An 18,273-nucleotide genomic window follows, 5' to 3' on the forward strand; every position below is an offset into this window, starting at 1 on the left:
AGAGCGTTCTGTATGTTTACTTTGGGAAGTTGTGTCAGAGGTGTGCGGCGCCGGGTTGTGTGACTGTACGCCCCCCATACCCCACTGTAACCCAGCGCCTGCATTCTTATTATCGCAAATGATAATCATACGCAATTATAAAATACCATTCCGGACCATTTTTATCGCTTTTTCCTGCTCTGTCGTGCCAGAGACAAGGGAAAGCCTCATGTTTGCGCCAGAATCCGCGCGTGCGGCCTCTTGTTACAACAAGAATTTGTTGCTTTACGCCAACAGCCATGACAGAAACCGAACCGTATTTTCCGCCCTTCCCCATCAGGCCGTGCCGCGCACTGAATGCTGCCCCGCTATATGCTTTGCACGCCTGCACACCGACCCTTCCTGAGTTGATTTGCCGCGCATGAACAAGCTTTCTCTCCCCCCACGCCCGCGCAAGCATCGGGTCCTGCGCATGATCTCCGGTAGCCTCCTGCCCTCTGCTCTGGCGCATTGGCTGGGCGTGCGGGCTATTGCCATTGCCCCGGAACAGATTGCCATGCGGGAAGGTATGCGGGCTGGCGTGGCGGTAGGGGCCGTGATGATTGTCGCACTTAAGCTTGCCATGCCGCTTATGGCTTGGTCTGCTTTTGCGGCATTCTGGACCTGCCTAGTTGATCCGGGCGGTCTGCTGCGTACACGCCTGATGACTATGCTCAAATTTGCATCCGCTGGCACCTGTGTCACGGGCATTATGGCTGCTGCATCCGGCCTGGGGACGGTACCAGCCTTTATTGGGCTTGGCGTTTTTGCGTTTGTTTGTGGGCTTGCACGGATGCGGGGCGCCATTGCGACGCAAATTAGCGTACTGGTTGCCATTGTTGCTGTGGTTGCCGTTTGTTACCCGCAATCCCCCGTGGGAGCGCTACAACTTTCTGGCTTGTTTGCGGCGGGTGCGGTCTGGGCCACTCTGGTGTGTGTTCTGGCATGGCCGGTTGACCCTTACGCGCCACAGCGGCAGGCCTGTTCTGCCATTTTCCGGGAACAGGGATACATGACCCGCCGCCTGCTGGACTTCATGCCCCCAGGCAGCGCCCCACAGGCCGTGCATCACCAGACCATCAGTGCGTTCCGCCGCGATATTCGCAGCCGTATTGAACTGGCACGCAGTAAAATTGAAGTTTTATCCGCAGGTGCTTTTACCAGCCGCACCCGGGCTGTGCTGCTCCCCGCCATTGAGGCCGCAGACCGTATTTTTATTGCGGTTATGGCGTTTGAACATGCCGTTCTTTCTGGTGCAAACCCTCCGACTGCACGGCGCACGGTGCGGCTGGTTGCGGCCACACTTCATCGCGTGGCACGCGAGAGTTTGCGCCCTGAACCACGGCCAGAGGCACTGGACGCCCAAATCCGCTTCCTGCGCATATTAGGACAGCGGGAGACTGATGTATTTACAAAGGGCGCGCATCAATGTGCTCAGGCTCTTACGGATTTACAGACCGCATGGCGCAATACCGGAACACAAAACAGCGCAACCAGCCCCCTACAGTCTTCCACCAAAATGGCGGCGGCACCGGCTGACCGCACCATTTTTGTGCGCCATGCCGCACGCCTGTCTGTTGCCGTACTGGTTGCTTATGCCATTTCGCTCAAACTCAACCTGTCTTACGCGTACTGGGCCATGATGGCTGTTGTGGTTGTAACCCAGCCCAGTGTCAGCACCACCCTACCGCGTACCATTGAGCGTGTGGCGGGCAGTATTGCGGGCGGACTTCTGGCTGCTGTTATGGGTGTTCTGTTCCCCCTATGGGCTATTTTGCTCATGGTGTTCCCGCTGGCTGCGGCGACCATTGCACTCCGAAGCGTGAATTATACGCTGTGCGTCATGTTCATGACGCAACTGTTTGTGCTGGTCACGGATCTGGTCAGCCCAGCCTTGGGCTGGGATGTTGCCCTCTCCCGCTCCATCAACAATATTATTGGAAGCTTGGTAGGATTGGCGGCCTGTTTGCTGCTGTGGCCCGAAAAACGGCAAGCCCCCTTGTCCGAACAAGTAGCGGCGGCGTTCAAAGCCAATATTCGTTATGCAGCGTTGGCAAGCAGCACGGAACCTGTAGCCTGGGAACAGATTGATAAAGCCCGCCGGGAAGCAGGCACCACCAGCACCCGTGCGGAGATTCTGTGCCAGCAAGCTAAAGTGGAAGGGTTGAGGCGCACGGACTATCTGGACACAAACGCCGCCATTCTTTTCCAGCTCCGCAAACTGGCGGGGGCGGCAAGCGTCTGGTGGATGGAAAATTCCTCCGCCACATCTACCCACGCCCGGAATCGGGCCAGCTTTTATGCAAACCTTGCGACCAAGCAGGATCAGGAACCGCTGACACTGCAAACCATGCAGACACTACTGGCTGATATGGATTCAGACGCGTTTTAAAAGATTGCCCGAGCATAGAACAAAAAAACGCTACACTCCGCTTGCCGGACTGTAGCGTTTACCGTCTGATAATGCCCAATAGCTTTATAAGGTCGCCCAGACCTTATACGTGGCGCTGTGCATGCGTGCCGTTACGGCGATAGTGCTGTGCCACCTGCCGGGACAGCCCGGCCAGATCAGGTTCTACCGCGTTATGCAGGCTCCGCACGCTCTCATGTGCTGCGTAAAAGCGCAGGCCTGCCGTGCTTCCGGTCAGAATTGCCGTGCCCAGAAAAACGCCATCAATCTCGATAATTTTTGAATCTAACATACTGACATACCCTTGAAGGTCTGGCCCCGTAAGGAGCCTTTCTCGCCGGCAGTCTGTTCTACCGGCAGTTTAAAGCGCGTGTTCCGTCGTAAACCGGCAACATCGCATTGCTGTGGTGTTTTGGTGCATCATGCGATCCATCCCTCCATGCCTGTGGTGCTGCATTTATCAGACCAGTCCCTCCTAGAGCGGGCAGGTAGGCCCTGTCAACACCATAAAACGATTTTGAAAAGTGTTTCTTTTTTATGACAATCCCGTTCGATACATTCCAAGATCATAAAATTTTTAATTGTTTTTCAATAGATTATTAAGACAATCCGGAACAACAAGTCAGCGCTTTGTAGCTTGGCCTACTCGCTATTTTTAACAAACATGTGTTGGGCACCCAAAATTAACACGATTTATTTTTGTGTTTTTATATTGAATTTTCTTATTTTGTAGTGGAATATAATTCCTGACAGTCATTTTGGTATGACTACAGGGAAGGGAGACAGGTCCAATGCCCACGATTCTGCGCCACTCTACCGCCTCACCGTATGCGCTCTCACCCCTACCGCACCTTACAACCAAACTGTCCGCCGCCCTTGTGCGTGCGTTGCTGCCTTTTGATCTGGTTATTGTGCCCGGTCTGTTCGGGTCAGGGGAAGATCACTGGCAATCCATCTGGGCTTCTCTCTTTCAGGCCCATGGCGTGTCCGTTCGCCGGGTGGAGCAGGATGACTGGGAAAACCCAACGCCAGCAGCATGGCATGAGCGTTTACACCAAACGCTAGCGGCAAGCCGCAAACCGGTTCTTCTGATAGCCCATAGCCTGGGCGCGATTCTCAGCGCACGCCATGCCAGCAATGCGACAAGCAGCAATATGTACGGCACGTTCCCTGTTGTCGGGGCTTTATTAGTAGCCCCGGCAGATGCGGCCAACCATACAGGGCCTGATGCCGCCCGTATTGAAGGCTTCATGCCGCCCCCTAGCCAGAAACTTCCGTTCCCCGCCACTCTTGTCTTCAGTCAGAACGACCCGTGGCTGGAAGCAAACCGAGCCCATCAGCTCGCCAAAAACTGGGGAGCCTCCCTGCTTGATGCAGGGTATGCAGGCCATATCGGTCAGGACGCCAACGTAGAACACTGGCCACTTGGGTTGAATGCGCTCCATGCTCTTGCCCTGACATGCCACGCAACACAGGCTTTCTCCCGCACCTGATTGCCTTCCCTCCGCGCTTTCGATAATGACACTCTTTCTCATATAGGATGGTGAGAAGGAGCGCGGACCCTATGGCAGCATATTTGTGGAAGCACCTCTTTCAACCCCGCAGGGGAGCCGTCCCTCCCTCCCCCAGCCTTCCCGATGACGTTGAGGCCATTCGGCAGAAAGCCATGAAGGGCCACCATCTGGAGCAGGTTCTCTGGGGGAAAGTGCTCCTTAACAGCACCCATGTGCCACCAGACGCCACCAAAGCCCGCATCTGGTTTACCATGGCGGCACAGGCAGGATACGGGCCAGCCCATAACATGCTTGGCCGCTGCGCCCATTTTGGGTGGGGGACACCCAAAGACCTGCTGCAAGCTGCCGATCATTATGAAAAAGCAGCACAATTGGGCGATGAATGGGGCCGCTATAACCTTGGCATTCTTTATATGCGCGGGATAGGCGTGCAGCAGGACCTTAAAAAAGCACTGGGGCTGTTTCAAACTGCTGCCGGAAACGGGCACGCGAAGTCCATGAATATTCTTGCCCGCTTCCTTGAAGAAGGCTGGGAAATTGAGCAGGATCGGGCGGCGGCCTTACACTGGTATCAACGATCTGCTGAGGGCGGAGATTATCGTGGCCAGCACAACCATGCCACAGCCCTGGCCGATTCTGGGCAGCTAGAGGAGGCTATAACATGGTGGCGCAAGGCCCTTCCCAATGCCACGTCGGACATTCTTTTGGCCATGAACCATACCTTGGGCAGGTTGGAAAACCACGGTGACCCGGCCCTGTATGCCGCGTTGCAGGAAAGACTGAAAACCTTGCCCCTCTCAAGTGCAGAACCCGCGACCCCCACAGCAAGGTCTTGAGGCGTCACAAAAAATACCATGCCTGAGAGTTGTTCTTATTTTTAAGACCACACACTCTTCGCAAATATAGATGCATCTTATTCTTAAGTAGAGACATCCATAACACTATTACTTTGTTGATAGTGAGACTTAATTCAGTTACAATATTGATATTTCACGCATTTTTGGATTGCATCCCGCAAAAAGCTGCACTAAATACACGTCTGTATTCCCATAAACCCACAGATAAGCGAGTTTACACATGGCAAAAGACCCAAAGGTTATTGAGCACCTGAACATTCAGCTTACGAACGAGCTGACCGCCATTAACCAGTATTTCCTGCACGCTCGTACGCTGCGCCACTGGGGCGTGACCCTGCTGGGCAAGAAAGAGTACGAAGAATCCATCGAAGAAATGCGTCATGCTGACTGGCTGATCGAACGCATCCTGTATCTGGGTGGCCTGCCCAACGTACAGCGCCTGAACACCATCCTGATCGGGCAGGACGTAAAAGAAATTCTCGAATGCGACCTGAAGCTTGAAGAAAAAGCCATGGCCGACCTGCGTGAAGGCATTGCCTATTGCGAAAGCGTGCGTGACTTCGTCTCCCGTGACCTGCTGCTGAAAATCCTTGAAAACGAAGAAGAACACGAAGACTTCCTCGACCGTCAGTTTGACCTCATCAAACAGATCGGTATTGAGCGTTACATTCAGCTCAACTCTGCTGCTGCTCCTCACCAGGACTAAGCCGTTACTATGCAGCCCCATAACGGGGCTGCATGTTATTTACGGTTAAAAAACACCGCATATGCATCAGGCTTAAAGCCTACTTCCAGACGCTCTCCGGCTTCCATAACCGGGCGTTTTATCATGGCAGGCTGCGCCAACATCAGTTCTATGGCTCGCGCCTCCGTCAGGTTGACTTTTTCAGCATCCGGCAGTTTCCGGAATGTGGTACCTGCTTTATTCAGCAGCTTTTCCCAGCCAACCTGTTTTACCCATTTCTGCAGACGCGCAGCGTCAATGCCCTGGGTTTTGTAATCATGAAATGTATAGGCAACAGACTGGCTATCCAGCCAAGCCCGCGCCTTACGCATGGTATCACAGGCTTTGATTCCATAGAGAGTTACCGGCACGTCCATAGAGTTCCCCTTTGGTTATGACTCATTTACCAACTGTTCTTGCAAGATAGCGCCGTTATTGCAGAAAAACACCATTCCCCTCCCATCATGGCAGCCGGTTGACAAGCTCTGACAAGTCAGACCACTTTGCTGTCATGCTACGCTCTTCCGCTCGCATGTTTGCCTTATACCCCCTTCTGTTTCTGGGAGGGTGTGCAACTCATCATGCTCCATCCTTCTCGCTTTTTGGCGCGTATTTTCCCGGCTGGATGCTGTGCGGCATTATTGGCGTCTTTGTTGCTGTTACATTGCGGCTGCTTTTTGTTGTCAGTGGCATAGATGCTTTCTTGAGTTTACGGCTTTTTACCTATGTTTCTCTTGGCGTTATTGCAGCCCTTCTGGTCTGGCTCGTCTGGTTTGGCCCGTAACGAATGAAAAAAGTTTCCCTCTCCACCACCAAACCTGTTGGCATTGTTATAGCGCTTCTCTGCCTTACAGGCGCCACGCTGCTTGGTGTGCATGTTGCGCATAAAAACAGCGCTTACCCTTCCTCAGATAGCGGTGAATTAGACGCCGAGGTCGTACACATGGCCTCCACTGTAGGGGGCCGGTTGGTGGAACTGCGTGTCCATGTGAATCAGGCCGTCAAGAAAGGCGACCTGCTTTACCGTATAGACCCGGAACCCTATCAGCTTGCCGTGCATCAGGCCGAGGCCAATCTGGCTCTTGCCGCAGCAGAGGTAGAAAATCAGGAACGTCTGGTAGCTGTCAAAACAGCCAACGCTGAAATTGCGCAAAACCAGACTCAACGCGCCCAGACCAACCGGGATCTGGCAGCCCGTACCGTAGACCGCCTGAAACCCCTTGCAGGCAAAGCCTATATCCCGTGGCAGGAATATGATCAGGCGCGTGTAGTGCTCAACAACGCCTCCGTTTCCCTCACGGAAAGCCAGAAGCAGGCCAGTGCGGCACAACTGGCAATTGGAGATTTAAAAAGTTCACTTGCGGCACAGCAGGCAGCACAGGCCGCTCTTGAACAAGCCCGCTATGCCCTTAAACAGACAACAATTACCGCGCCTACGGATGGGTATGTTACCAGCCTGCGTGTCAAGGAAGGCGAAATTCTTGCCCCGTCACAAGTGCTTTTTACGCTGATTGCCAACGATAGCTGGTTTGTCAGTGCAAACATGCGCGAAACAGAACTGGCTGCCGTAAAACCCTCTGCCTGTGTCACCGTTTATTCCTTGATTGATAAGCACAAAGCGCTGCGTGGCCATGTGGAAAGCATTGGCTGGGGCGTTCTGTCTGCCGACTCAGCGGGGCTGGGCCGCACCCTTCCCCTCGTGCCGCGTCAGATGGACTGGGTGCATGTGGCCCAGCGTTTTCCTGTTCGTATCAAGTTGGATCCGGCCGCACCGGATTTGCTCCGTATGGGCGCAACCGCCACTGTTGAGATCAATCATGGCGCAGCCTGTCCCTGACAGCATCCACCTGACAGCGGCCCGCTTCTGGCGGCTGCTGTGGGACCCTGCACCCGGCCGTAGCGGCTATGCTTTGCGTATGGCGGGAGCCTGCGCGGTTGTTATTCTTGTTTGTGAAATATGGCAGGTGCCAGAAAGCGCTGTGCCCGCTCTAGTCACGGTGGCTGTATGGCAAAAAGACCGTGTTACAAATGTTCTTGCTGGGGTTGCCCTTAATATTCTGATCGCTCTGGTCATCCTGCTGCTTTTTGGCCTGGTGCATCTTACACTGGACCACCCCATGGCCATTGTAGTGGCCACAGCCCTCCTTTCCTTTCTCTTCTTCTTTCTTGGGTCGGCCAGTAAACTGAAGCCGGTTGCGTATCTTCTGGCTCTTGTCATCGTCTATGCCATGATTGCAATAGATCAGGCGCCTATTGGTGAAGTGGCAACACGAGCCCTGCTTTACGCTGACCTGTTTATTCTTGTGCCGGGTGCGACAATGGTTGTGCTGGGGCTCTTAATTTGCCCCTCTCCCAAAACGCTGCTGACACAAGAAATTGCGGCACGCCTGCGCTTGAGCCTTGCACTTCTACAGCACCCGACACCTGCTTTGCAGGAACAGGCAACCGATATGCTGCGGACAGGCGCTGACAGCATGCTGAAATATCTGAGACTGGCAGGGCTGGAAAAAATATGGCGCAAGGACGATCTGGCCTGCTTACATCAAGCCATTTACAGCAGTGTTGCGACCTTAACGCTCACGCAGGCTCTTACACGCGGCAACCGGAATATAGCCCCACCCCAAGAGTTTCTTCTTACACTTTCTGAAATGGCAGACTGTTTTTCCAAAGGCAGTTATCCCATAGATATTACTTTACCCGAAACACCAGCAGAGTTTGCAGAGCTACGAACAATCCTGACCCAATTTTGCTGTTTTGATACGGGGCAGGACATTGAACGCATAGAAAAAAGTTTCAAAAAGAAATCGGGTTTTTTATTTCCGGATGCGTTTACAAACCCGGAGCATGTGCGCTTTGCCGTGAAAGGCACGGCGGCCGTCATGTGCAGTTATTTCCTGTTTAAAGTGTTGAACTGGCCGGGCATTCACACCTGCGTTATTACCTGTTTTATTGTTGCCCTCCCCACCATGGGAGAAATGGTGTCAAAACTCACCCTGCGCATAAGCGGTGCGCTGGTTGGGGGCGCTATGGGCATTGGGTCTATTATTGTCTTTATGCCGCATTTACACACCATAGCGGCCTTTCTATGCATGATGAGCGCAGGCGCACTTTTGGCAAGCTGGGTCAAAACAGGTGATGAGCGCATATCTTATGCAGGCTTACAAATTGCTCTGGCTTTCTTTTTGTCCGACCTTAAAAGCTACGGCCCCACAACAGACATGACCACGGCGCGCGACCGGATTATTGGTATTCTCATAGGTAACTTCATTACCTATGCGGTGTTTACCACTTTCTGGTCCAGTAGTGCCTACACCAAACTGGCCAAGCCTTTTGCCGATATTTTTGCAGGGCTTAAACAGATGTGCACCACCCACAACCTGACTGAACGTCTGGTGCTTCTTGCCAGAACACAAACAGCCCTTGCCAAAGCAGAACGAACAATGGAATTTGCCAGCCTTGAACCTGCGCATATGCGTGCAGGCATGACGCATTTTAACGCTTATCGCGCAGCCGCCAGGCAGGTTGAACAATCCCTTGAGACACTGCTTGTCACCCCGGAAGACCCCGCGCACCTTATCCGGGTAACATCCCTTGAACAGTCTGTTTTATCATGATGCAAAAACGGCAACTTGCAGCACTTGGTTTCATGGCCTGTATGCTTATTACAGGCTGTGCCACACAGGCTTTACAAACAGCACCACGCTCCGCCGATAGCCCGTGGCAACCAGCGGTTTCTGACAAGGGGGAATTGTTACCCGGCAAACCCACAACTCAGCACGGACTTGTTCTGCCGCAGGGGTTCACTCTCCCGGCCAACCAGACAGTGATGACCAGACCTGCGGACCCGCGCATACAGGCGGAGCATGTCTATTCTCTGCCAGAACTGATTGACATTGCGCAATCAAGCAACCCAACAACCCGCGTGGCATGGAATAGCGCACGGGATGCCGCTTTGGCTGTCGGTATGCTGCAAACTGCGTATTTGCCGCACCTCAGCGCGTCGGTTGTGGGTGGGTATACTCACCAGAGCAACAATGGTGCCAACCCCCGCATAGGCAATGGGGGAGAGATTGGCTCAGATATCAACGATATTCTGTCTCAAACCGGTGGCCAGCGTAACCGTAATTCCGGGTCCGGAGAAGTGCAGACACTGGGCATGGAGTGGCTGCTTTTTGACTTTGGCAAACGGGAAGCAACAATTAGAGCCGCCCAGCAAACCCAAATTGCCAGCAATGTGTTGTTTACGGCAGCTCACCAAAAGGTAATTTATAGTGTTGCCCTAGCATTTTATACACATGCTGCGGCGTCTGCTCGGGTTTCCCTTATTGAGCAGTCTGTCAAAAACGCTAAACTGGTTCAGGATGCTGCCGAAATGCGCCTGAGGCAGGGCCAAGGCACCATTGTAGATGTGACACAAACCCGACAACTGACCGCGCAGGCCGAATTGCGCCTTGTGCAAGCCCAGAACGCCGCAGAAAACAGTTATCTGGACCTTGTAACAGCCATGGGTATTTCACCCAACACCCGGCTGGAAACGCAAAATGTCGGCCACCGCCAGCTGACCTTAACCGATGCCCGCCTGACAGACGATATGGTACAGAAAGCCATTGCACAAAGGCCAGATGTTCTGGCAGCTTATGCCACGGCCAAAGCATCCCAAAGCCGAATAGCTGCTGCAAAAGCCGAGTTTTTGCCGAAAGTTTTTCTGTCTGGAAATATTGCCTATTCAACAGGGCATCTGGCGCTTTCTTCCGTGCCCGGTGTTGGGTCAGATTCCTCACCCACTCTTAACCTTTCTTCCAATAACTTTAGCAGCCTGATTTTGGGGGGTGTCAGTATTCCCGTTTTTGATGGCGGACTACGCGCAGCCGTGCTGAAGCAAACTCAAAATCAGGCTGACAGTGCACAAGCTTTATTAAGGCGTACGCTGGATGACGCCGTAAAACAGATTGTGATTGCAGAAAACGGCGTGCATGCAAGTTTAAGTGCCTACAGTGCTGCCACCAAACTGCAAGAAGCGTCGCAAACAGCTTTTGACGCTGCCTTTTCCGCTTATAAACAGGGTGTTGGTTCCCTTACCCAAGCAACGCTTGCGCAAACAGGGCTGCTTGATGCTCAACTGGGACAGTCCGACACCTATTATGCTGCCCTTATTGCAGCCGTCAGCCTTGCTTTTGCAACGGGTTCTGTTGGTACGCCTTCAGCTTTTTAATCTGCGTGTATGGTAGCAAAAGCATTGTGGGTCATGGTCATCCACCATACCCACAGCTTGCATCCAGGCATAAACAATGACCGGACCTACAAACTTGAAACCACGCTTTTTCAAAGCCTTTGAGAGAGCTTGAGACTCTGGAGACTGGGCCAGCACTTGCCCCGTGACATTACATAGTGGCGCGTCCGGCACCAGGCCCCACGCAAATGTTGCAAAATCTTCACCGTTAGCCTGCATGGCCAAATAGGCGCGCGCATTGCCGATGGTGGCCTCTATCTTGGCACGCGCCCGGATAATACCGGGATCAGCCATTAACCGCTCAACATCCTGCTGATCAAACTGCGCGACTGCTGCGGGGTCAAAACCCGCAAACGCCCGCAGGAACCCATCCCGGCGTTTCAGCACTGTTAGCCATGATAGTCCCGCCTGAAAGCCTTCCAGCATGAGCATGGCCCATAGTTGCTGGCTCTCTTTTACGGGAACACCCCATTCTTCATCATGATAGGCGCGCAATAGCGGGTTGGTTTGCGCCCATGTGCAGCGGGGGAGGTCTGGAGAAAACGGCTCGTGGTTCATGTGGCTTTTTACTCTTCTCATGCCAGATAAACCAGAGGCTGCTTACCCTTCTTTTAACTCCGGCATAACACTCAGGCTTACACCGTCCAACATCCTGAGCGCCGCCTGTTTGCCCTTCTTTAAACCCAAGGAGGGAGGGTCATGGTCCGGACCACGCGTTGCAGGATCCGAGCTTCCCTCAAGATAGTTTTTCCAAGCATGATGCTGGAAAAAGAGCAGTAAGCCTGCCATTTCTTTCTCCTTACCTGCGTGTTGCTTCGTTTTTCTATGCAGTCTGGGCACGGCACCATAGCGGCCCTTGCCTTACTAATGCCCCAAACTGGAAAAGGTTTCCCCAACAAACACACAAAGTCCTGTTTATGGCTTTCCGTCAGTGATGCACCAAAACCACAGTGAGAACTGCGCACCGTTTCGGATTACCGGTTTAAGTTGACAATAATTCTTATTATCATTAGCTGATCCGCATTATTCCGTTAACGCTTACCTGCCAGTAAAGCTGAACATGACACGTATGCCTCGCCTTCCCCTGATTTCTCTGTATCCGTTGCCGCCACGGCGGTTTCTTTCTCTGGCTGTGGTCTGTACGGCTCTGGGTGGCGGCACTGCTCTTGCGGCCCCTGTTGCCCCACCTACCACGGCAGATACTCAGAAAAACGAGGACAAGAACGCTCAGCGGGCCCGTAATAAGGAAGTTATAACTGTTACTGCTACTGGGAGATCTAAAGCGTCTTCTGCTACAAAAACCAACACACCCATTATTCAGTCTCCCCAAACCATCTCTATTATCAGTCGTGAAGAAATAGATTTACGCGCCTCTCCTACTGTTGCGGATGCACTGTCCTATACTGCTGGCGTGCAGGCTGAGCCCTCAGGTATTGATAGCCGGGTTGATGAAGTCTCAGTCCGTGGTTTTGGGGCCGGCGGTTTTTCATCCAACAACAACTTTGTGGATGGATTGCGCCTTCCGTCTGGTGGGCAATGGACGCGTACGTCTTTTGACCCGTTTGCCTTACAGCAAATAGAAGTTTTAAAAGGCCCATCAGGCGCACTCTACGGGCAAACGGCACCGGGAGGTGTGGTTAATCTGGTCACAAAACGGCCTACAACCCACCCAAAAGGGGAGTTGCTGCTGCAAGGGGCGGGCTTTACCACCATGGATAATTGGCAGGGGCAAGCCTCTGGCGATGTATCCGGGTCAATTTCCAAAAGTGGCAAGGTTGATGCGCGTCTTGTCGCTCTGGCCCGCTATGGCGATACGCAGGTGGATCATGTGCGGACGGGACGTTATTATGTTTCTCCCAGCCTGACATGGCACGTCACTGAGCATACAGACTGGACTTTTCTGGGCCAGTATCAGCGTGATGAAGGCGGGTCCACATTCCAGTTTCTTCCTGCTACAGGAACGCTTTATGCATCCAACGGCCGCCATATCTCCAACCATAGTTTTATTGGCGAACCCAAATGGAATGTTTTTGACCGTGACCAATACATGGCAGGCTCTTTCTTTGAGCATCATTTTAACAAACATCTGACACTCAGGAACAATACACGTTACACCAATCTGGACACGCTTTACCGGGCCACTGTTCTGTCTGGTGACACGCTGCAAAAATGTCCTTCAACTTTAAAAGGCTGCGTTGCGGGCCAGACGGTCAACCGTCGTGCTGTTGAAGGGCGTGGTACGTCGCAAGGGGTGGCAACCGATACGCAATTTGAAGCGCGTTATGAAACAGGCCCGATTAAACACATTATTTTAATTGGTACAGATTATTTTTATACAGACTGGAGCCATGAGCGTGACCTTGTAGCAAGCGCTATGGTGCTACCCACTTTAAATATTTTCGACCCCGCCTCCCGTGGGTCAACCGGCTTTGCAGGGAACCTCTCCCCTCAGGTTTATACAGATACAGTGAGTGCGCAAAACGGTATTTATTTTCAGGATCAAATGACTTTTAAAGACCTGCATGTCACTGTCGGCGGACGGCAGGACTGGGCACGCGATAACACATATAATCCGCTGACCCGCAAGCGCTATATTACCAACTCCAATGCATTTACCTGGCGTGCTGGTGCCGTATATCAATTTAAAAACGGGCTGGCTCCCTATGCAAGTTATGCAACATCGTTTCAGCCTTTAGTGTCTGATCCTTCATCGTCTGTTGACGGCACACCCTTCAAACCCACTACAGGCGACCAGTATGAAGCGGGGCTGCGTTATCAGCGCGGCAAAAGCATTTACATTACTTTTGGGGCTTACCAGATTACCCAGAAGAACATGACATCTCCTGACCCAAATGGGACATTTTGCGGCACAAGCACGTGCCTTGTGCAAACAGGGAAAGGCCGTGTTAGGGGCTTAGAGCTTGAAGGACGTGCAACCCTACCCTGGGATATGGCTGTTATTTTCACCGGCACCCGCAGCGATGCGAGAATAACCCGCTCCAATACATCCACTGAAATTGGGAATTATCTGGCACAGGCCCCAAAATGGATGGCCTCTCTTTTCCTTGACCAACGGATCAGACGTGGCGCTCTGGCTGGGCTAGGGGTCGGTGGCGGTGTGCGCTACACAGGCGAAAGCTACGGGAACACATCCAACAGCCTTGCCATAAAGGGCTACACTCTGTTTGACGTCTTTTTAAGATATGATTTTGAGACCGCACACCCTCGCCTAAGAGGACTTTCTCTCTCCGTTAACGCCCGTAACATTGCAGATAAACGCTTTGTAGCAACCTGCACCGGTGTAGCGGCCTGTTATTATGGGCAAGGCCGGAGTGTTACAGCCCGCCTGCAATATAAGTGGTAACGGAATATGATGTTCCGTTACCTGTTCTGTATACTTTAAAAAGCTCGGCATCTTGCTGCTTTGCCGCGCAGCATTGAAGAGTTTGGGGGTAAGACAGGCTCCCTGTTTCACCTTCATTGCCAAACTGCGACTTATACTCTCACTGTATGTGATTGCAGCACTCTGAGCCAAAAAGGGAGTATAAGAAACGTATTATACTCCCTCTTAAAAACTAGCGTTTTACTTAGGCACCAGAAAATGCAGGCAGGATGCGAAGAGAAAGAATGCTGCTGTGCTAAGCGCCCAGATAAGCACAAACCACATTAAACGAACGGTCATGCGTTTAGGGGCGTGGTCTCCATTCCCACCTATCATATTAGTGGTAACCATCTGCTTCGGTGACTTTCCCGCGAAACACCCGATACGAATAAATTGTGTAGGTTAAGATAATAGGGAGCAGAATAGCTGTCCCAACAAGTTGGAACATCTGACTGGAAGGCGGAGAAGACACGTCCCACAATGTGAGTGCAGGCGGCACAGCATAAGGCCAGATGGAAATACCAAAGCCTGAAAGACAGAGGAAGAACCATCCCAGTGCGCACAAAAATGGTCCTTTGGAATGACCCTTCCGCAAACCGGCCACTAAAAACCCACCCAAAACAGCAACAAGAACAGGCACAGGTGCTACAAAAAGCAGGTTAGGCCATTCTGTCCAGCGGCGCAGATAGGGTGCATGGAGCAAGGGAGTCCAGATGCTTACAGCAACAATACAAACAATAAGCCCAAATGCCAGACGCCTTGCCCAATGGCGGCAAGAGTCTTCCAACTGGCCTGTTGTGCGCCAGACAAGCCATGTTGCGCCTAGCAAGGCATAGCCACACATAACCGCGAACCCACACAGAATGCTGAACGGTGTAAGCCAGTCCAGCGGGCCACCTGCAAAAGCACCCTCTGTCACTTTCACGCCCTGAATAACGCCGCCTAGAATGGCACCCTGACAGAATGCACCAATCCCGGAGCCGACCATGAAGCCCATGGTCCATAGCCGCTCCTGCTTTGCGCCTTTTGTCATGACCCGAAATTCAAAGGCCACTCCGCGAAAAATAAGAGCCAGCAGCATCAAGACTATTGGCAGATAAAACGCAGGCAACAGGGTGGCATAGGCACCGGGGAACACCCCGTACATCACAGCGCCACCCAGAACCATCCATGTCTCGTTTCCGTCCCAGACAGGGGCGATGGTGTTCATCATGACATCTCGACGGCCAGAGTCATGTTCCACGGCAAATAACATGCCAATGCCGAGATCAAACCCATCGAGAACAACGTAAATACTGATGGCCGCAATGAGTATGACAGCCCAGACAACAGGAAGCCAATAGGCAAGGTCTATCATGGAATTAGTGTCCTTTGTTGTCTGAAGACGCATCAATAAGGCCCGGATGCATACGGGTTGCCATAATATCAGACGCATGATCGGGGCTTGCATCATGTTCGTTCTGGTCTGGAGCATGCCCCAGCAAGCGGACCAGAATGCCTATTCCAGACCCGAAAACCAGCACATACACCACCACAAAAGCTGTCATGGTAACGGCTATGCTGGAGAGCGCGACAGGAGACACACTTTCTGACGTTCTTAACAGGCCATACACAGTCCAGGGTTGGCGGCCCACTTCCGTTGTGACCCAACCACACAGTAGCGCCAGAAATCCAGCCGGAGCCATACACAGCGCCACCCAATGAAACGCTGTATTGCTGAACAGTGTTTTTTTATGCCGGAGCCACAGAGACCAGAACCCGACAAGCGCCATCAACATACCCAGACCAACCATAATCCGGAACGAGAAGAAAATAACGGGAGAGGGAGGACGCTGATCTTTGGGAAAATCCTTCAGGCCAGGGACTTTACCATCCAGACTATGTGTAAGAATTAAAGACCCTAACAAAGGCACCTTGAGCGCGTAATCCGTGCGCTCGGTTTGCATATTGGGAATACCAAACAGCATTTCTGGCGCATGGGATTCCGTTTCCCAGTCCCCTTCCATCGCAGCAATCTTGGCAGGTTGGTATTTCAGCGTGTTCAGACCATGTGCGTCCCCTGCCATAATCTGCACAGGCGCTACGATAGCTGCCATCCACATAGCCATGGAAAACATGACACGGACGGCCTCACTTGTGTTCCTGCCCTCACGCCTTGCTTTGAGCATGTGCCATGCTGCTGTTGCCCCCACGATGAACGCAACTGACAGGAATGCTGCCAGACCCATATGGATAAGCCTGAACGGGAAGGAGGGGTTGAAAATAATGGCCAACCAGTCTTCCGGCATAAACCGCCCCGTTGCTGGGTCTATGGAATAACCTTGTGGGGTTTGCATCCAGGAATTTGAGGAGAGAATCCATGTCATGGAAATTAAAGTACCGACCGAAACACAGCATGTTGCAGCAAAATGTAGACCCCGGCCAACCTTGTTCATGCCAAACAGCATGACCCCCAGGAATCCTGCTTCCAGAAAAAACGCTGTCATGACTTCATAGGAAAGAAGCACGCCTGTGATCGGCCCTGCTTTTTGAGAAAAAATGGACCAGTTGGTGCCAAATTCGTAAGACATGACCAGCCCGGACACGACCCCCATGCCAAAAACGATAGAGAATATCTTGATCCAATACCGATAGAGGTCGAGGAAAACAGAACGTTCCGTTTTCAGCCATAGGCCTTCCAGCACAGCAAGATATGCTGCCAAACCAATGGAAAAAGCCGGAAAAATAATATGGACACCAACAGTAAAGGCAAACTGAAAGCGCGCCAAAAGGAGCGCCAAGTCATGGGGGGGATGCATCGGTTTATTCCAAACGTGTCAAAGCAGCTTTTTCATGTGAGACCAAAAAAGCTTCTGTCATGCCAGCTTAGGGAGGCTACATGCCAATGGGTCTATTTGATCTACACTAGATCAAGAGACTAACGCGGTCTAAGCGGAATGTTTTATCTTGTGATAAAAGATAATTATAAACTTTTAGAGACCGCTTATTATTTGAAATAAGCCTCTATGTTGGCTAGAGCCAACAGTCATTTCCGTTGTAATATTCTAACATATTTACACGCATATTGGAGCTATGAGACCTTGGCCACACCACAGCCTATCGACACCAAACTCACTCAGGCAGCCTTATTTCTGGTCCTGAGATTCAAAGAGACCACTCTCTCTGCTCCGCAGGTTACACAGATCAAGGAACTGTTGGGCGACTTATCATCTCTTGTACGGGGTGTTGGTTTTCGGGTGCCAGATGGCAAGCTCAGTTGCATTACCGGAATTGGCTCCACCGCATGGGATCAGCTTTTTGATAAATCCCGGCCAAAGCATCTGCATGTTTTTGAGGAAATAAACGGCGTACATCGTGCTCCTTCTACGCCGGGTGACCTCTTATTTCACATTCGTGCCGCCCGCATGGATTTGTGCTTTGAACTTGGTGCAGCGATTGTGGACCGGTTGGGGGACGTTGCCTCCGTGACTGATGAAGTGCACGGATTTAAATATTTTGATGAACGTGATCTGCTTGGTTTTGTGGACGGCACTGAAAACCCTACAGGGCAAGCTGCTATGGATGCAAGCTTGATTAGCCAGGAAGACCCACAGTTTTCTGGTGGAAGTTACGTGATTATCCAGAAATATCTGCATGACCTGAAAAAATGGAATGCTATTCCAACCGAAACTCAGGAACATATTATCGGACGTAAAAAACTGTCTGACATTGAACTGTCTGATTCTGTTAAGCCCAGTTATGCCCACAATGTGCTTACCAATATTGAGGAGAATGGGCAGCAGCTTCAAATTGTACGTGACAACATGCCTTTTGGCGAAATTGGCAAAGGGGAATTTGGCACGTACTTTATTGGGTACGCCTGCAACCCTGCACGTATAGAGCAGATGCTCAACAATATGTTTGTTGGTAAACCCGCAGGCAATTACGACCGTATTCTTGATGTGAGCACACCTGTAACTGGCTGCCTTTTCTTTATTCCGACCGCCGATTTTCTAGACAATGCGGCGGCTTTGTAAGGTCAGACAATTTCTTGTTGGATATTATCCTCCATACCTCATTGGGTGCTATGGAGGATAACTTGTCGTATCTAGCCGTTTCAAAAGCAAAACCCCGCCAAGTCGGGTGGACTTAGCGGGGT

At 52.0% G+C, this 18,273-nt stretch carries 16 protein-coding genes; 10 read left to right on the top strand and 6 right to left on the bottom strand.

From position 1 onward, the window contains the following. Nucleotides 1-400: 400 nt before the first annotated feature. Complete coding sequence (locus tag Abci_RS04370) at nucleotides 401-2,410, top strand: FUSC family protein (RefSeq protein WP_048837893.1); 2,010 nt, start codon at nucleotides 401-403, stop codon at nucleotides 2,408-2,410. 103 nt (nucleotides 2,411-2,513) lie between these two features. Here Abci_RS04370 and Abci_RS04375 read toward each other — a convergent pair whose 3' ends face one another. Further along, nucleotides 2,514-2,720 (bottom strand): hypothetical protein, encoded by a 207-nt coding sequence (locus Abci_RS04375; RefSeq protein WP_048837894.1) that lies wholly within the window; start codon nucleotides 2,718-2,720, stop codon nucleotides 2,514-2,516. Nucleotides 2,721-3,219: 499 nt separating this feature from the next. Here Abci_RS04375 and Abci_RS04380 point away from each other — a divergent pair, with 499 nt between their 5' ends. The 3 genes from Abci_RS04380 to bfr all read left to right on the top strand — a co-directional run bounded on the left by Abci_RS04380 (nucleotide 3,220) and on the right by bfr (nucleotide 5,505). Next, nucleotides 3,220-3,921, top strand: coding sequence for an RBBP9/YdeN family alpha/beta hydrolase (locus Abci_RS04380; RefSeq protein WP_048837895.1), 702 nt, complete (start codon nucleotides 3,220-3,222; stop codon nucleotides 3,919-3,921). Between the two features lie 71 nt (nucleotides 3,922-3,992). Next, entirely contained in the window at nucleotides 3,993-4,778 is a 786-nt protein-coding gene (locus Abci_RS04385) for a tetratricopeptide repeat protein (protein ID WP_048837896.1), read from the top strand. Between the two features lie 241 nt (nucleotides 4,779-5,019). Next, a complete protein-coding gene (gene bfr, locus Abci_RS04390) occupies nucleotides 5,020-5,505 on the top strand; it encodes a bacterioferritin (RefSeq protein ID WP_048837897.1) in 486 nt (161 codons plus the stop codon). Between the two features lie 35 nt (nucleotides 5,506-5,540). Here bfr and Abci_RS04395 read toward each other — a convergent pair whose 3' ends face one another. After that, nucleotides 5,541-5,900, bottom strand: a complete 360-nt coding sequence (locus Abci_RS04395) for an ArsC family reductase (protein ID WP_181015811.1) — start codon at nucleotides 5,898-5,900, stop codon at nucleotides 5,541-5,543. 98 nt (nucleotides 5,901-5,998) lie between these two features. Here Abci_RS04395 and Abci_RS04400 point away from each other — a divergent pair, with 98 nt between their 5' ends. The 4 genes from Abci_RS04400 to Abci_RS04415 are packed head-to-tail and all read left to right on the top strand — an operon-like array spanning nucleotide 5,999 to nucleotide 10,735. After that, nucleotides 5,999-6,307 carry a YtcA family lipoprotein gene (locus tag Abci_RS04400; protein WP_244877579.1) on the top strand — a complete coding sequence of 103 codons (309 nt, stop codon included), beginning with the start codon at nucleotides 5,999-6,001 and terminating at the stop codon, nucleotides 6,305-6,307. 3 nt (nucleotides 6,308-6,310) lie between these two features. After that, complete coding sequence (mdtN, locus tag Abci_RS04405; RefSeq protein WP_048837898.1) at nucleotides 6,311-7,360, top strand: multidrug transporter subunit MdtN; 1,050 nt, start codon at nucleotides 6,311-6,313, stop codon at nucleotides 7,358-7,360. Beyond that, the gene (locus Abci_RS04410; protein WP_048837899.1) at nucleotides 7,341-9,137 is read left to right on the top strand and encodes an FUSC family protein; all 1,797 of its coding nucleotides are present in this window, start codon (nucleotides 7,341-7,343) and stop codon (nucleotides 9,135-9,137) included. Before mdtN ends, Abci_RS04410 begins: the two co-directional genes overlap by 20 nt. Beyond that, on the top strand, nucleotides 9,134-10,735 hold the full coding sequence (locus Abci_RS04415) for a TolC family protein (protein WP_244877580.1): 1,602 nt from the start codon (nucleotides 9,134-9,136) through the stop codon (nucleotides 10,733-10,735). Before Abci_RS04410 ends, Abci_RS04415 begins: the two co-directional genes overlap by 4 nt. On the opposite strand, the gene Abci_RS04420 is transcribed toward Abci_RS04415, so the two are convergent. Both Abci_RS04420 and Abci_RS04425 read right to left on the bottom strand, forming a co-directional pair. After that, complete coding sequence (locus tag Abci_RS04420) at nucleotides 10,724-11,311, bottom strand: DNA-3-methyladenine glycosylase I (RefSeq protein WP_048837900.1); 588 nt, start codon at nucleotides 11,309-11,311, stop codon at nucleotides 10,724-10,726. The genes Abci_RS04415 and Abci_RS04420 overlap by 12 nt on opposite strands. Nucleotides 11,312-11,353: 42 nt before the next feature. Continuing rightward, nucleotides 11,354-11,542, bottom strand: a complete 189-nt coding sequence (locus Abci_RS04425; protein ID WP_048837901.1) for a hypothetical protein — start codon at nucleotides 11,540-11,542, stop codon at nucleotides 11,354-11,356. A 271-nt stretch (nucleotides 11,543-11,813) separates the two neighbouring features. On the opposite strand from Abci_RS04425, the gene Abci_RS04430 reads away from it, so the two are divergent. Further along, entirely contained in the window at nucleotides 11,814-14,117 is a 2,304-nt protein-coding gene (locus Abci_RS04430) for a TonB-dependent siderophore receptor (RefSeq protein ID WP_244877581.1), read from the top strand. A 355-nt stretch (nucleotides 14,118-14,472) separates the two neighbouring features. Here the strand turns inward: Abci_RS04430 and cydB are convergent, their stop codons facing one another. Then, nucleotides 14,473-15,492 carry a cytochrome d ubiquinol oxidase subunit II gene (cydB, locus tag Abci_RS04435; protein WP_048837902.1) on the bottom strand — a complete coding sequence of 340 codons (1,020 nt, stop codon included), beginning with the start codon at nucleotides 15,490-15,492 and terminating at the stop codon, nucleotides 14,473-14,475. Between the two features lie 4 nt (nucleotides 15,493-15,496). Beyond that, nucleotides 15,497-16,933 carry a cytochrome ubiquinol oxidase subunit I gene (locus tag Abci_RS04440; protein WP_048837903.1) on the bottom strand — a complete coding sequence of 479 codons (1,437 nt, stop codon included), beginning with the start codon at nucleotides 16,931-16,933 and terminating at the stop codon, nucleotides 15,497-15,499. 282 nt (nucleotides 16,934-17,215) lie between these two features. On the opposite strand from Abci_RS04440, the gene Abci_RS04445 reads away from it, so the two are divergent. Continuing rightward, nucleotides 17,216-18,151 carry a Dyp-type peroxidase gene (locus Abci_RS04445; protein ID WP_146806910.1) on the top strand — a complete coding sequence of 312 codons (936 nt, stop codon included), beginning with the start codon at nucleotides 17,216-17,218 and terminating at the stop codon, nucleotides 18,149-18,151. Nucleotides 18,152-18,273 lie beyond the last annotated feature (122 nt).

Source organism: Acetobacter cibinongensis (genome assembly GCF_000963925.1).
Taxonomy (GTDB): domain Bacteria; phylum Pseudomonadota; class Alphaproteobacteria; order Acetobacterales; family Acetobacteraceae; genus Acetobacter; species Acetobacter cibinongensis.

What these genes read in the sequence shown, in the direction of transcription:
- Abci_RS04430 (WP_244877581.1), top strand. Translation starts at nt 11,814, where the DNA reads ATGACACGTATGCCTCGCCTTCCCCTGATTTCTCTGTATCCGTTGCCG.
- Abci_RS04370 (WP_048837893.1), top strand. Translation starts at nt 401, where the DNA reads ATGAACAAGCTTTCTCTCCCCCCACGCCCGCGCAAGCATCGGGTCCTG.
- Abci_RS04410 (WP_048837899.1), top strand. Translation starts at nt 7,341, where the DNA reads ATGGCGCAGCCTGTCCCTGACAGCATCCACCTGACAGCGGCCCGCTTC.
- Abci_RS04440 (WP_048837903.1), bottom strand. Translation starts at nt 16,933, where the DNA reads ATGCATCCCCCCCATGACTTGGCGCTCCTTTTGGCGCGCTTTCAGTTT.
- Abci_RS04380 (WP_048837895.1), top strand. Translation starts at nt 3,220, where the DNA reads ATGCCCACGATTCTGCGCCACTCTACCGCCTCACCGTATGCGCTCTCA.
- Abci_RS04375 (WP_048837894.1), bottom strand. Translation starts at nt 2,720, where the DNA reads ATGTTAGATTCAAAAATTATCGAGATTGATGGCGTTTTTCTGGGCACG.
- mdtN (WP_048837898.1), top strand. Translation starts at nt 6,311, where the DNA reads ATGAAAAAAGTTTCCCTCTCCACCACCAAACCTGTTGGCATTGTTATA.
- Abci_RS04385 (WP_048837896.1), top strand. Translation starts at nt 3,993, where the DNA reads ATGGCAGCATATTTGTGGAAGCACCTCTTTCAACCCCGCAGGGGAGCC.
- cydB (WP_048837902.1), bottom strand. Translation starts at nt 15,492, where the DNA reads ATGATAGACCTTGCCTATTGGCTTCCTGTTGTCTGGGCTGTCATACTC.
- Abci_RS04415 (WP_244877580.1), top strand. Translation starts at nt 9,134, where the DNA reads ATGATGCAAAAACGGCAACTTGCAGCACTTGGTTTCATGGCCTGTATG.
- Abci_RS04395 (WP_181015811.1), bottom strand. Translation starts at nt 5,900, where the DNA reads ATGGACGTGCCGGTAACTCTCTATGGAATCAAAGCCTGTGATACCATG.
- Abci_RS04425 (WP_048837901.1), bottom strand. Translation starts at nt 11,542, where the DNA reads ATGGCAGGCTTACTGCTCTTTTTCCAGCATCATGCTTGGAAAAACTAT.
- Abci_RS04420 (WP_048837900.1), bottom strand. Translation starts at nt 11,311, where the DNA reads ATGAACCACGAGCCGTTTTCTCCAGACCTCCCCCGCTGCACATGGGCG.
- bfr (WP_048837897.1), top strand. Translation starts at nt 5,020, where the DNA reads ATGGCAAAAGACCCAAAGGTTATTGAGCACCTGAACATTCAGCTTACG.